Origin of the sequence: Eikenella exigua, assembly GCF_008805035.1 — a bacterium.
Lineage (GTDB): Bacteria > Pseudomonadota > Gammaproteobacteria > Burkholderiales > Neisseriaceae > Eikenella > Eikenella exigua.
The window spans coordinates 1,149,701-1,162,975 of record NZ_CP038018.1; the positions used below are offsets into that span (position 1 = coordinate 1,149,701).

The window sequence follows — 13,275 nt, forward strand, 5'->3', positions numbered from 1 at the left end:
CAATCGGTGAAGTGTGGCTTAGTAGCGCAGAACGTTACCTTCACTGCCCATGATTCTCGGGGTGATGAAGATCAGTAATTCGTTTTTCTCATTGTTGCGCTTAGTACCACGGAACAAGGGGCCAACGAGCGGAATATCACCCAACAACGGTACTTTATACTGAGTATTGGAGTTGTCTTCCTCATAGATACCACCCAAGATAATAGTGCCACCATCTTCTACCATGGCACGGGTAGTCAGCTCTTTGGTGCTGATACACGGAGTGCCTAATACGCTACAACCCTGATCCACAGAGTCTTTATTCAGCTTGATATCCATAATCACATTGCCATCAGGCGTGATTTGCGGAGTAACGGTCAAGCCCAATACAGCTTCTTTGAAGCTGGTACTGGTAGCACCACTGGAAGAAGCTTCTTGGTAAGGAATTTCCAGACCAGCTTTAATGGTTGCTTCTTTACGGTCTTGAGTCAGCACGCGCGGACTAGAAATAATCTTGCCACGGTTTTGCTCCTGCATGGCAGTCAACTCCAAACCAAGTGCACCGGAAGACAAGGCACGAACAATGGTCAGCGAAGAAGTCGCAGATGCTGCCGGCAGATTCACGTTCGGAGCAAGGTTAAAGATGTTACCGGTGGTGCTGGAGCCCCCACCCAAACCACTACCTACTCGGGTTGAGCCGAATTTACGATCATAACCAAATTTCACACCCAATGCACGGGAGAAGCCATCTTTAGCTTCAACAATACGAGCCTCAATCATCACTTGACGGGCAGGAACATCCAACTGTTCAATTAATCGCTCAAACTCTTTAATAACGTTTTGATTATCCTTAATAATCAAAGTATTAGTAGCCGGATCAATAACAGCAGAACCACGACTGCTCAATAAAGAGTTACTGTTATTACTGTTATTGGATCCACCATTCTCATTAATATTCAAAATTTTGCGGAATTCATTAACATCTTTATACTTCAACTGAAATGTACGAGACACCAGCGGACCAAGCTCTTCGATACGTTTAGCACCTTCCAAAGCTTTAAGATCAATTTCTCGAAATTCATCAGCAGGAGCAACACGGATAATATTACCGTTACGACGTGACTCTAGCCCGCGTGATTGCATTACCAAGTCCAAAGCCTGATCCCAAGGCACATCTTTTAATGACAAGGTCATCTTGCCAGAAACACTGTCACTAGCCACAATGTTCATATTGGATTCTTTAGCTAAAATTTGCAGAATGGTACGCACATCTACGTCTTGGAAATCTAAAGAAACACGTTTTCCGGTAAAGTTACGGTTGCGATTACGGTTGATACCACCTTCGGCCACTACAGATTTGGGAGAAACGGTAATAGTATACCGACCAGCAGACTGGCTGGTTTTATGCTCCCAGCCGCCTTGATTTTTAATGGTAATCTCAGTATCGTTACCTAAACGGCGCAAACTGATAGTCCGAACCGGTGTGCTGAAATCGGTCACATCCAAATTGCGCTGAGCAGCAATCGGCAATTGGTTATTTTTCAGTAAAATAACCAGGTTATTTGAACGTTGTTTGATTTCAGGAGTGCCACGATAGCCGGCGGTATTAATTTCAATCACACCTGAATTATTTGCACCTTTGTGAAAATCAACTGCTACGTTTGCAGTATTGCTGCCAAGAGCAGTTTGTCCTGCGGCAGGCTTACTCTCAGTTACACCCAGAGACTCTTGCTGAATCTGGTTGTTGGGTGCAGTAGTTCTGGCAGCTGCAGAAGATGCTTGACCAGACTCGTTCAGATAAATCCAAACTTCGTTACCTTTGATTTCAGCATTGTATTGCCCTGGTCTGTTTAAGTTGAGCAAAACACGGGTCTTATTGCCGTCTTGAGCAACTGCGATTTGGCTGAGCAAGGAGTCATTATATTGAAGTACCGGTTGGCTAAGATTAGCACCGGTATTTTGGAAATCCAAAGCAATACGAGCAGGCGTAGTAGTAATGAAACCGCTAGGCTTCAACACATCCCGATCGAAATGGATTTTGATAACTTTTTGATTATTTGGCAAAGCAGAGACATTAATATCTGTAATATTACCAGCTAGTACGCCTTGCATGGCCAAGCCCATACCTAAAGCAGTTAGATATTGCAGTTTTTTGATTTTCATAGCGTAAATCCCTTGATAAGTTTAATTAGGTTTTGATTGATTAGAAGCATCTGGAGTTGTGTTCAGTTCCAACTCCGCTGTTCGACGTTGCCATGCACCATAGCTGTCTTCAGTTACCTCCGATAAAATCAGCTTATCCGGCGTAATAGCTGTAATTTGTCCGTAGTTTTGACCGAGATAATTGCCAACATGTACGGTATAGGTATGCCCACCGGCTTCAACAAAAGCAGAAACCTGCCCACCCCGCTTAATAGAGCCCACATAACGCAAGCTTTCCAAACTAAAGTTCTCCAAAATCTCTTTTGGCCTATCGGGGTTCGGAGCATTAATACCTGATTGCTGATTCACACGAAGCCGCTTTGAATCAAATATATTCAAACCATTAATAACAGGATCTATATACTCAGGCGACTTTGAAATAGTTGGTACCTGAGGTTGACGAACTTTATTTTTTGCTTCCGCCCGGGCGTTATCCATCCACTGCTGCAAATCACCCTCTGCCAAAGAACAGGCCGTCAGCAAAAAAATAATAGCTAAGAACCTTAGTATATTTTTCTTCATTATAAAATCCTTTATAAAGAACCATTCTTATCATTCAGCTTGTGATGCAGCTGATGCAGCAGCCACCTCACTCTGCGCCAACGCCTTATAGGTATTAGCATTAGCAGTCAAAGTGAGTACGCCATTACTATCTTTTGCATCTGCAGGAGCAAGATTGATCTTATCCAAAGTTACGATACGGGACAGACGACCCACATCACGTATAAATTGTGCAATTTGATCATAATTTCCCGAAATGGAAATCTCATAAGGCAATTGTTGTACGTTATCAAGATCCACTGGGGGCAGAGGCTTCACACTATTCATCCGCATACTGTTTTTGGCCCCAGCTTGATGCAGCTCCTGAATCAGGTTCGGAATTTCTGCATCAGTTGGCAGCTGCTTCAGCAACACATTAAATGCAGTTCGGATTTTTTCCAATTCATCTTTCAAAACCGGCAGATTAGCCGCTTGATCAGCTTTACTCTGATAGTCCTGCTTCAACTGCTCTTCTTTCTGCTGCAAGGTTTCAAACTCTTCCCACTGCTCTTTAAACAAAACAAAGTAGCCTGCAACTAAAAGAAGAATAACAATAACAATACCAGCCCCAAGCTGAACCAGCTTGTTCTGTTTATATAGGGTGTTAAGGTCAATTTTTTGTGCCATGATTTCATCCTTCCATTAATTCGCAGGGGAGGAAGTGGCTGTAGCAGATGACGCAGGCGCTACAGGCGTATTAGGTATTGATGCAGAAACGTCGCTGGCAACAGAAGCAGCCTCTGACGACATCACAACAGGAGCAACATTCGCATAGTCGCCATTCATCGGTGCAGAAGCAGAAACTGCTACGGTCAATTCAAATTCTTGCACTGATTCTACTTTATTGATGCGATCTAATGAGGGCTGACCAAATACATTGGTACTCGGGATCACACGCATGAGATCGGCAATTTTGCTATCGCTGGTAGCTTTGCCTGACAGGGTATAAGTACTGACATCTTTTGCCTTAATCCCTGTAAGGTAAATACCTTCAGGTGCAACAGTATTCAGAGAATCAATCATCCTAGCCGCTTCAAAACGTTTATTTTCCAGTTCTTCTACTTTGGCTTTCCGAGCCAAGAAGTCACGTTTCTCAGCTTCCAAGGTTTCTACTTCCTTGATTTGAATATCTAGTTGCTCGATACCAGCAGTTAACTGCCGATTGCGGGACTCTTGGTTCAAAATCAAGCCGCTAAGCGATACATAAGTAAACACCAACAAACCAACTCCTATCAAACCGGAAAATACCATCAGCCTGGTAAACTGAGCTTTTTTCTGCTTATCCTGCTCCTCACGATAAGGGAGCATATTCAGTTGAATCAATGGAATCATTTTACAATCCTCTTACAGCCAATCCAAATGCAACAGTTAGTTGCCCGGATTCCAAATTAAATTTCGAAGTTTCGGTTTGTTTGCTGCCTCGTGTGCTAGCAATAGGCTCCACTTGTTGAGTAGAGATATTTGTTTGAGCGTACACGCTTTTTGCAAGACCGAAAGGCTGCATAAACGGACATCCAGAAATCAAGATGTGCTTAATGCTATCTTGGTAATCACTGCTAACCGTGGTGTAATAGAATTGCAGAACCCTTTGGATTTCCTGAGTAAGCTGACTATTAAAGTGATCAGCTACTGCGCCTTGGAAATCTGCGGGCTTATTGCTTTTGAAACGCATACTCCACGCATCATCCTCGCTCAATTTATATTGGCGCTGGATATTGTGGGTCAGCTGCTTGTTGCCAAAATTGGTTTCTTGTTTATAAACAAGATTGCCATTTTGGAGGATCAAAGCTTTGGTCTGATCTTCATCTACATGGAAGATAGCCAGTTTTTGATGTTCCAAATCGGGAGCGAATTGATCGATCCAAACAGAGAAAGCATTTACAACAGCGAAAGTATCCACATCCATTTGTGTCAATGGAATATCAGCATCCGAGAACAAGTCTGTGCGCAAATCCACATCGTCGCGCTTGGCGGCGGCCATCACGATTTCCTGCACATTACCGTTTTGCAATTCAGCAGTAACTTGGAAATCATAGCTCAGATTATCGGAGCCGATGGTTTGGCTGGCTTCCAGTTCAACGAACTCATCTATCGGCAAATCAGAACTACGAACATCATAAGTAATCGTTTGTATGTTGGTTAGAGCTTGCGGCAAGGCTGCTGTTACATTCTTGCAACCACTACCGAGCTGTTGGTAAGCTTGTTGTAAATATGACACGAGTTGGTCATGATCTTCGATGTTGCCGTTTATAATAACGCCTTTAGGTAGGGGCTGGATGGTGTAATTTTCCAACCGAAGATTACCCGGAACGCTGCCAACAAGATGTACCATATTAATGGCGGTTGGCGTAATATCCACGCCCAAGCAGCCTTTACTGCCAAAAGATATTTTAGTCTTTTGTTTTGATTTTCTTGGTTTTTTTAATATTCGCATCTTTAAGTCTCCCTTTGAAAGACCAATTGAACGGTCACAGGCAAATTTATATCAGGTTTTGCGTTTTCTTGCATAAATTAAGGTATAGTTTACTTTAATCAAAGTACTTATTGATAGAAAAATTTGTAACTATGTTTAGAAAAATATTTAAAACTGTCTTTGGATTATTATTGGGGCTAGCCTTGTTCGGTATCGGATTGCTGGCTATTGCAGTTTTAGCAACCTACCCGAAACTACCCAGCTTAGAGATAGTAACAAATTATCAACCCAGGATGCCGCTAACTATTTATTCATCAGATGGCAAGCTCATCGGCATGTATGGCGAAGAGCGCCGTGCGTTTACTAAAATCGACGAATTCCCACCGATATTGATCAATGCCGTTATCGCTGCAGAAGATAAACGCTTCTATCAACACTGGGGGGTAGACGTTACTGGCGTGGCGCGTGCTCTGATTGGCAACTTCCGTGCCGGCGGTGTGCAATCTGGTGCCAGTACTATTACCCAGCAGGTAGCCCGCAACTTTTACCTCACCAACGAGCGCAGCTACCGCCGTAAGTTCAATGAGGCATTATTGGCCTACAAAATCGAGCAATCGCTAAGCAAACAACAGATTTTGGAGCTGTATTTCAACCAAATCTACTTGGGTCAGCGTGCCTACGGCTTTGCTGCCGCTTCGCAGATTTACTTCAATAAGCCAGTTAAAGAACTGACTTTGGCCGAAGCCACCATCCTGGCCGGCCTGCCTAAAGCACCTTCTTCTTTCAACCCGATCGTGAACCCCGAACGTGCCCGTTTGCGCCAGCGTTATATTCTCAACAATATGGTTGAAGAAAAGATGATTACGCCCGCGGAACGTGACCAAGCGCTGGCTGAAGAATTGCATTACCGACGCCAACAGGTAGAGATTGACCAAAACTCTCTATATGTAGCTGAAATGGTTCGCCAAGAAATGTACGATCGATACGGCGAAGATGCCTATACTCAAGGCTTCCGTGTGTACACCACCGTTAGCTCAGAAAGCCAAAGAGTGGCCACCCTAGCCCTGCGCCGTGCCCTGAAAGGCTTCGGGCTGGGTGCTTATCGTGGTGCAGAAGCATTTATCGATTTAAAAACGATAGAAGCCGACGCCTTGGATGAAAACCTAGATCAATATCTGGATACAGTTTACACTGTAGCTGGTCTACAACCGGCTGTGGTGTTGCAAGCCAACCGCTCTTCGATAGAGGCCTACACACAAGGCGGCAACCGCATCAAAATCAGCGGCAATGCACTCAACTATGTAGCGCGTACTATCAACAACGGTAAAGACAATGCCATCCGCCCCGGTGCGGTTATCCGCGTGCGCAAACTCGATCGCGGCTGGCAAATCAGCCAAATGCCCGAGCTGCAAGGCGCATTTGTGGCATTAGACAGCAAAACTGGCGCCATCCGCGCCTTGGTGGGCGGTTTCGACTTCCATAGTAAGAGCTTCAACCGTGCCACTCAGGCCGAGCGCCAGCCCGGATCTACCTTCAAGCCCTTTGTGTACTCCGCTGCTTTGGCCAAAGGGATGACTGCCGCCACCACCATCAATGATGCCCCGATCGAATTGCCCGGCATGGGTAGCGGCGGCCGTCCGTGGCGTCCGAAAAACTCTGATGGCCGCTACTCTGGCTTCATCACCCTACGCCAGGCGCTTACTGCGTCTAAAAATATGGTTTCTATCCGCATCGTGATGGCACTCGGTGTGCACGAAGTGCATCAATACGTACAGCGTTTCGGCTTCAATGCCCGCCAGGTTCCCGATTCGCTGTCTATGGCCTTGGGTAGTGGCGTGGCTACCCCGCTGCAAATGGCGCAGGCCTATGCCGTATTTGCCAACGGCGGCTATAAAGTATCGCCCTATGTGATTGACCGTATTGAAAATAACCAAGGCCGTCTGCATGCCCAGATGAAACCTTTGGTGGCCGGCGAAAGCGCGCCGCAGGTTATTGATCCGCGCAACGCCTACATCATGTATACCATCATGCAAGACGTGGTGCGCCGAGGTACCGGTGCCCGCGCCAACGCACTGGGCCGACGTGATATTGCCGGTAAAACCGGTACCACCAACGAAAACAAAGATGCCTGGTTTGCCGGTTTCAATCCCGACTTGGTGGGCGTGGTGTATATCGGTTTCGACAAACCGCGCAGCATGGGCCGCGCCGGCTTTGGCGGCACGATCGCCCTGCCCGTATGGGTGGAATACATGCGCTACGCACTCAAAGGAGTACCGCAAACAGGCATGCCGATGCCCGCGAAGATTGTCCGCAATGGCGGCGAATACTTCCTGCAAGAGCAGCAGAGCACCAGCCCGCGCCTGGCTATCGACAACCGTGGCGCCACTCCTGATGCCGAAGATATCCAAGCCGCAGGCGGCGATCCGGTGATCCCGGAAGAAACCGCGGTAGAGCCGGTACAGCCGCAAAACGGCGGTGGTGGCGCAGTACCCTCGCAAGAGATTGACGCTCTGTTCTAAACCAAACGCTCTGCCTGATTGAAAAGGCTACCTGAAACCCTATCCGGTATTTTCAGGTAGCCTTTTTCTCTAATCGAAATATATGCGGCATCACCAAGCCAATCACAGTTGCCGCGTGGGCATCAAGTGACTTGTTCTGCGCCACAGGCTACCTGAAAACATAAGGCTTCAACCAAGTTCTAACGAGCTTTGCCCGTTCCCGCAAAGCCAACAATTTATTTTCAGGTAGCCTCTGACTCAACAGAATGATCTGCCTGCCAGATACCATCCAAGCAACAACATAACAACAAAACTGCATTTTAAAAACTAAACGCCATTAAATAAGCAATAATGTGAGAATATGCCAAAACCCAGGCGCACAAAAATCGCAAACCATATAGTCAAGCCAAGTCCCTGCCCTGTATAATTCCGCCTCCGGCCGCTACAGATTTGGGCGGCCGTTTCATTTTCCTGCCCCAGGGTGTGGCAGAAGCAATGATTTGTTCCTACAGGGCGGTGAGCCACAGACAGCAAGGCAAGCCAACGCAGTAGGAAGCAATGCAGTGCTTTAACCATACCGAAAACCACTCCATACCCACATCACCATGAATCAAAAACCCTCCGTACTCGGCGGCGCCATGATTATCGCCGGCACTGTAATCGGCGCCGGTATGCTCGCCAACCCCACCGCCACTGCCGGCATCTGGTTTGTCGGCTCGCTCATCGTGCTGCTCTACACCTGGTTTTCCATGCTCTCCAGTGGCCTGATGATTCTCGAAGCCACCACCCACTACCCGCCCGGCGCCAACTTCGACACCATCGTTAAAGACCTGCTCGGCCGCGGCTGGAGCATCATCACCGGCCTTTCCGTGGCCTTCGTGCTCTACCTGCTTACCTACGCCTACATCTTCACCGGCGGCAACCTCACTGCCCAAGCCCTCCAAGCGCCGCTATGGGTAGGGCAGATTGTGTTTGCCCTCATCTTCGCCGGTTGCGTATGGTGGTCCACCTTTTGGGTAGACCGCGGCACCACCATCCTCATCGGCGGCATGATTATGACCTTCCTCTGGGCCAACGGCGGCCTGCTCCTTTCCGCCCAGCCCGCCATATTATTCGATACTGCCGGCAGCGAAAACGGCAGCTACTGGATCTATCTCGGCACCGCCCTGCCCGTCTGCCTCGCCTCCTTCGGCTTCCACGGCAACGTGTCCGGCCTGTTCGACTACTTCCGGGGCGACGCCAAAAAAGTGGCCCGCTCGCTCTGGCTCGGTACCTTGGTGGCGCTGGTAATCTACGCCCTCTGGCAGTTCGCCGTGCAAGGCAACCTGCCGCGCAGCCAGTTCGGCCCCGTGATTGCCGCGCAAGACAACGTGGCCGCCCTGCTCGCCGCCCTCGCCCAAGTGGCTGGCAGCGGGCTGGTGCGCGTGCTCTCCCTGTTTTCCTACATGGCCATCGCCTCCTCCTTCCTCGGCGTAACCCTCGGCCTGCTCGACTACCTCACCGACCTGTTCGGCTTCGGCACCAGCCGCGCCGGCCGCAGCAAAGCCGCCGCCCTCACCTTCCTGCCTCCGCTCGTTGCCTGCCTGCTGTTCCCCACCGGCTTCGTGCTCGCCATCAGCTACGTCGGCTTTGCCGCCACCGTGTGGACGGCATTCGTGCCCGCCCTGCTGCTCTACGCCTGCCGCAAAAAATTCGGCGAAGGCAAAGGCTACCGCGTGTACGGCGGGAAATGGCTGATGGCTTGGGTGTTCTTCTTCGGGCTGGCCAACGTAGCCGCCCAAATCCTCAGCCGTGCCAATATCCTGCCCGTATTTAATGGCTGATCCCCGCCAAAAATTTCAGGTAGCCTTCGGATAGCGGCTACCTGAAAAATGATGGGGAACAGGCTTTCCTCCATCTACAACAAAACGAAAGGCTACCTGAAAATTTTCAGGTAGCCTTTTGCTCTTGGTGCTACTCAACTTTCATGTACTGCCGCCCCGTCCGATGCCGGCAGCAACTTACGCACCAGCAGCGTCAGCGCAAACGTGGCCGCAATCACCGGCAGCGTGGTGCCCAGCGGCGGCTGCCATTGCAGCATCAGGCGGTAGAACACAAAACCCGCCAGCCACAATGCTAGGCTCACCCAATCCACTTCCCCCGAAGCCGGCTTGCGTTTCAGCACAAAATAATCCGCAATCTGCACCGCAATCATCGGTGCAAACACCGAGCCGATAAAATACAAAAACCCTTCAAAGCGGCTCACATCAAACACCAGCGCCAGCAGCGTGCCCAGCAACGTAACCGCCGCTGCCACCGCCACTTCACCAAAACGGCTGCTGATGCTGTGGAAGCTCACCCCGGCCGAATACGCATCCAAAAACGTCGTGCTCACCGTAGACAACACCACCACCAAAATCCCGGCCGCGCCCAGCCCGGCATATTGCAGCATCGGCGCGATTTCGCTCTGGCCGGCAAACAGCGCCGCGGCCAACCCGATGGCATACATCCACGAGCTGGTGCAGAAATAAGCCAACGTAGCCGAAAGCGTGGCCACCCGCGTCTTGGCTGCACGGCGTGTGTAGTCCGACACCAGCGGCAGCCACGACAGCGGCATCACCGCCGCCAGCTCCACCGCCAGCCCGAAACTCATCGCTTCCGCATCTGCCTGCCCGGCTGCCGCCGGCTCACCGGAGGCTACCTGAACACTCAGCCACAGCGTCAACGCAAACAGCGTGCCCATCGACACAAAATTGATTTTGCTGAAATTCCGCATCCCAATACGCAGCCACAGCAAAATCAGCGCACCGATAATTACGCTCCAGCCTATCTGCGCGCCGCTCCAGCCCGCCGTGAGCGCCACCGCAGCCTGCGCCCCGGTAAAAATCATAATCGCTGTCCAGCCCACCAGCTGCACCACGTTGGCCGCCGAAAACAGCAGCGAGCCGCGACGGCCGAAGGAAAGCTGTACCGTTTCCATCGCACTGCGACCCGTTTGCGCCCCAATCAGCCCGGCCAGATAAAACAGCACCCCGCCGATCACATGGCCAATAGCCACTGCCAAAAGGCCCATGCGCCAACCCAACGGCGCAAACAGCATGCCGGTGAGAATTTCCGCCACCGACACCGCCGCCCCAAACCAAATCACCGCCGAAGCGGTAACCGAAAGTTTATCTGCCTGCTGTTCCATCAAACTGTTTCCTCTATATTGTGAAAAACTACTCCACCGAGCCGCGTATCAAATGCGCACAAAAAAACCCGGCACACCAAGCCGGGGGAGCAGAGCAAAGCAGAGAAGAAACCATCCGTTCCGGATGGGGCAAAGCAACCCGAACAGCACACGCCGCCCGCATCCTCTGCCTGATAGTTCCCTACGCCGGTGCTAACCGGATCAGGTACAACGGGTATCCTCTCAGCCGCCCAAAGCAGCACCCCGACTAATTGGGCGCGATTATACCCCGCCGCCCTGTTTTTTCAAGCTGCCGCAGCAAAGGTAGCCGACACACCAAATGGTTAAATGATTCCACCGGCAAAATGTTTCCACACCCAGTCGTTTCGGTTCCACACACCTACAAATCCGAATGGGAAGCATGATAACGAAATGGAGTAATTGGAGCAGATTGCTATTTAGCTTCAGAACTGTCGAGAAGCAGCCCATATGTTTTCAGGTAGCCCCTTTCCCCCACAGGCTACCTGAAAAACTTCAGCCAACTCTTACCACATCACCGTAGTTTAGCTTTGCCATACAGACAGTTCCCTGCCCGACAAGCATACAGCAGCATTCAGCTTAAAGGCTACCTGAAAGCGGATATAGTGAGCTTTCAGGTAGCCTTTTCATACTCCTAACGACGGCCGCAAGGATGCTGGCGCGCCCTGCCCGGCCGCGTATCGCACAGCGACATGCCGCGCAGTCGGCGTGCCGCATCGGTCAGATCCGCCCGGCTCGGCAAGTGACGGAAGGCGTATTGCGCCACATAAAGCGCACGTTCGCCCCGCATCGCTTTTATCCAAGTATATTCCGGCCTGCCGCTTTGCGGGTTGCGCTCGCAAGTCATTTGCCAAAAAGCGAAGGGATAGCCGTTTTCCTGCCCCTCGCTCAGATTGATTGTATTGCCGCCCGGGCAGGCGCGCCGCCAACCGTCCGACACCGCACGGCGAAAATCACTTACCGAGCGGGCGGAGCCGGCGAAGGTTTGCAGGGTAACCATCCGCTCCCAGTTCTGTACTGTCTGCCCTCGTGGCACCAGCTCCACAATCGTCTGTCCGCCCTGGGAAGCCCGATAACCGATTTCAAAACCTGCCGGCGGTGCGCTGAAATAAACGATTTCTTCGCCGCGCGGGGCAGGCTTGGCCAGAGCCACCGCGGGCAACAGCATCAATATGGCCGGCCATAATTTTAGTTTCATGTTTTCATCCTTTTATTGGAGTGGGGATAGTTCCAACCAGATGGCTGCGGGCAGCGCACTGCTGCAAAGATTTGCCCACCCGTTGCCAAAAAGGCTACCTGAAACCTTATTCCCGTTTTCAGGTAGCATTTCTTCATGCCATCAACCGTGAAACTCTTCCACCCAGCCGCCTTCAAAGAAGCCCTGCAAAATCGCCTGTGCGGCCACTTGGTCGAGCACGGGCTTTTGTTTGCGGCCACGTAGGCCGGTTTGATTGAGGAGCTCGGTGGCATAGAGCGAGGTGAGCCGCTCGTCTGCCCAATACACGGGCAGGCCGAAGCGGCCGTTGAGGCGGTGGCCGAACTTGCGAGCCAAACGGGTCATTTCGTGTTCGCCGCCGTCGGTGGAAAGCGGCAGCCCCACCACGAATTGCACCGGCCGCCATTCGGCCACCAGGGCGGCAATGGCGGCGAATTTTTTGTCGTTGCCCTCGCCGCTGATGGTGGCCAGCGGGTGGGCAATGCCCACTTCGGCGTCGCCCTGCGCCACGCCGATGCGGGTTTCGCCGAAATCGAAGGCCAGCGTGGTGCCGTGTGGGATATTAAGCATGGCCGCCGGTTCGGATGAGTTGTTCGGGTGCAATATTAAGCAGCGACATGGCAGCGTGGTAGCGCTGCTCGTGCGGCATGCCGAATATGATGTGTTCGCTGGCCGGCACGGTGAGCCAGCTGTTTTCTGCCAGCTCGCGCTCGAGCTGGCCGGCACTCCAGCCGGTGTAGCCCATAAACAGCATGGCCTGCTTCACGCTTTGTTCGTCGTGCAGATGGGGAAGGATGTCGCCGGAGGAGGTGAGCGCAAGGTTGTCGCCCACGATGATGCTGCTCATCCAGTTGCCCGCCGGGCTGTGCAGCACAAACCCGCGATCTACCTGCACCGGGCCGCCCAAGAAGATATAGTCGTCAAACAAATGCTGCGGCTCGGCGTGCTGCTGGGCAGACAGAATCTGCCGCAGCGGCAGCGGCGAGGGCTTGTTGATAATCACGCCCATGCAGCCTTCGGCGGAATAGGAGCAAACATACACCACGCTTTCGGCAAAGAAATTATCCTGCATATCGGGCATGGCGATGAGGAAATGGTTGGTTAAATCCATAATCGGTTTCGGCGTGTGTGGAAATGATTTGATTATATAGCGGTTATGCCCGATTTAATACCGTGCTGTTTTATCTAGGCTGGCAATTTTCAGGTAGCCTTCCATACGCTTGAGGCTACCTGAAAAATA

General features: G+C 51.1%; 11 protein-coding genes and 1 riboswitch. Of the genes, 2 read left to right on the forward strand and 9 right to left on the reverse strand.

The window, feature by feature from the left end; translation table 11 throughout:
* Positions 1-18: 18 nt before the first annotated feature.
* Genes EZJ17_RS05975 through pilM form a run of 5 tightly spaced genes read right to left on the reverse strand, consistent with a single transcriptional unit; the run spans position 19 to position 5,155 of the window.
* Positions 19-2,142, reverse strand: a complete 2,124-nt coding sequence (locus EZJ17_RS05975; RefSeq protein WP_205748057.1) for a type IV pilus secretin PilQ — start codon at positions 2,140-2,142, stop codon at positions 19-21.
* A 21-nt stretch (positions 2,143-2,163) separates the two neighbouring features.
* The gene (locus EZJ17_RS05980; protein WP_067438448.1) at positions 2,164-2,703 is read right to left on the reverse strand and encodes a pilus assembly protein PilP; all 540 of its coding nucleotides are present in this window, start codon (positions 2,701-2,703) and stop codon (positions 2,164-2,166) included.
* A 30-nt stretch (positions 2,704-2,733) separates the two neighbouring features.
* Positions 2,734-3,348 carry a type IV pilus inner membrane component PilO gene (locus EZJ17_RS05985; RefSeq protein ID WP_067438445.1) on the reverse strand — a complete coding sequence of 205 codons (615 nt, stop codon included), beginning with the start codon at positions 3,346-3,348 and terminating at the stop codon, positions 2,734-2,736.
* Between the two features lie 15 nt (positions 3,349-3,363).
* A complete protein-coding gene (locus EZJ17_RS05990) occupies positions 3,364-4,053 on the reverse strand; it encodes a PilN domain-containing protein (RefSeq protein ID WP_067438442.1) in 690 nt (229 codons plus the stop codon).
* Position 4,054: 1 nt separating this feature from the next.
* Complete coding sequence (gene pilM, locus EZJ17_RS05995) at positions 4,055-5,155, reverse strand: type IV pilus biogenesis protein PilM (protein WP_067438439.1); 1,101 nt, start codon at positions 5,153-5,155, stop codon at positions 4,055-4,057.
* A 131-nt stretch (positions 5,156-5,286) separates the two neighbouring features.
* On the opposite strand from pilM, the gene EZJ17_RS06000 reads away from it, so the two are divergent.
* Entirely contained in the window at positions 5,287-7,653 is a 2,367-nt protein-coding gene (locus tag EZJ17_RS06000; protein ID WP_067438435.1) for a penicillin-binding protein 1A, read from the forward strand.
* Between the two features lie 584 nt (positions 7,654-8,237).
* On the forward strand, positions 8,238-9,455 hold the full coding sequence (locus EZJ17_RS06005; protein ID WP_064104997.1) for an aromatic amino acid transporter: 1,218 nt from the start codon (positions 8,238-8,240) through the stop codon (positions 9,453-9,455).
* Between the two features lie 134 nt (positions 9,456-9,589).
* On the opposite strand, the gene cytX is transcribed toward EZJ17_RS06005, so the two are convergent.
* The 4 genes from cytX to EZJ17_RS06025 all read right to left on the reverse strand — a co-directional run bounded on the left by cytX (position 9,590) and on the right by EZJ17_RS06025 (position 13,146).
* Positions 9,590-10,801, reverse strand: a complete 1,212-nt coding sequence (gene cytX, locus EZJ17_RS06010; protein WP_067438431.1) for a putative hydroxymethylpyrimidine transporter CytX — start codon at positions 10,799-10,801, stop codon at positions 9,590-9,592.
* A gap of 161 nt (positions 10,802-10,962) precedes the next feature.
* Positions 10,963-11,057, reverse strand: a riboswitch (TPP riboswitch).
* Positions 11,058-11,453: 396 nt separating this feature from the next.
* On the reverse strand, positions 11,454-12,017 hold the full coding sequence (locus tag EZJ17_RS06015; protein ID WP_067438428.1) for a hypothetical protein: 564 nt from the start codon (positions 12,015-12,017) through the stop codon (positions 11,454-11,456).
* A gap of 141 nt (positions 12,018-12,158) precedes the next feature.
* Entirely contained in the window at positions 12,159-12,605 is a 447-nt protein-coding gene (ruvX, locus tag EZJ17_RS06020) for a Holliday junction resolvase RuvX (RefSeq protein ID WP_067438425.1), read from the reverse strand.
* Complete coding sequence (locus EZJ17_RS06025; RefSeq protein WP_003823247.1) at positions 12,598-13,146, reverse strand: YqgE/AlgH family protein; 549 nt, start codon at positions 13,144-13,146, stop codon at positions 12,598-12,600. The genes ruvX and EZJ17_RS06025 overlap by 8 nt, the downstream gene beginning before the upstream one ends.
* Positions 13,147-13,275 lie beyond the last annotated feature (129 nt).

What these genes read in the sequence shown, in the direction of transcription:
- EZJ17_RS05975 (WP_205748057.1), bottom strand. Translation starts at nt 2,142, where the DNA reads ATGAAAATCAAAAAACTGCAATATCTAACTGCTTTAGGTATGGGCTTG.
- EZJ17_RS05980 (WP_067438448.1), bottom strand. Translation starts at nt 2,703, where the DNA reads ATGAAGAAAAATATACTAAGGTTCTTAGCTATTATTTTTTTGCTGACG.
- EZJ17_RS05985 (WP_067438445.1), bottom strand. Translation starts at nt 3,348, where the DNA reads ATGGCACAAAAAATTGACCTTAACACCCTATATAAACAGAACAAGCTG.
- EZJ17_RS05990 (WP_067438442.1), bottom strand. Translation starts at nt 4,053, where the DNA reads ATGATTCCATTGATTCAACTGAATATGCTCCCTTATCGTGAGGAGCAG.
- pilM (WP_067438439.1), bottom strand. Translation starts at nt 5,155, where the DNA reads ATGCGAATATTAAAAAAACCAAGAAAATCAAAACAAAAGACTAAAATA.
- EZJ17_RS06000 (WP_067438435.1), top strand. Translation starts at nt 5,287, where the DNA reads ATGTTTAGAAAAATATTTAAAACTGTCTTTGGATTATTATTGGGGCTA.
- EZJ17_RS06005 (WP_064104997.1), top strand. Translation starts at nt 8,238, where the DNA reads ATGAATCAAAAACCCTCCGTACTCGGCGGCGCCATGATTATCGCCGGC.
- cytX (WP_067438431.1), bottom strand. Translation starts at nt 10,801, where the DNA reads ATGGAACAGCAGGCAGATAAACTTTCGGTTACCGCTTCGGCGGTGATT.
- EZJ17_RS06015 (WP_067438428.1), bottom strand. Translation starts at nt 12,017, where the DNA reads ATGAAACTAAAATTATGGCCGGCCATATTGATGCTGTTGCCCGCGGTG.
- ruvX (WP_067438425.1), bottom strand. Translation starts at nt 12,605, where the DNA reads ATGCTTAATATCCCACACGGCACCACGCTGGCCTTCGATTTCGGCGAA.
- EZJ17_RS06025 (WP_003823247.1), bottom strand. Translation starts at nt 13,146, where the DNA reads ATGGATTTAACCAACCATTTCCTCATCGCCATGCCCGATATGCAGGAT.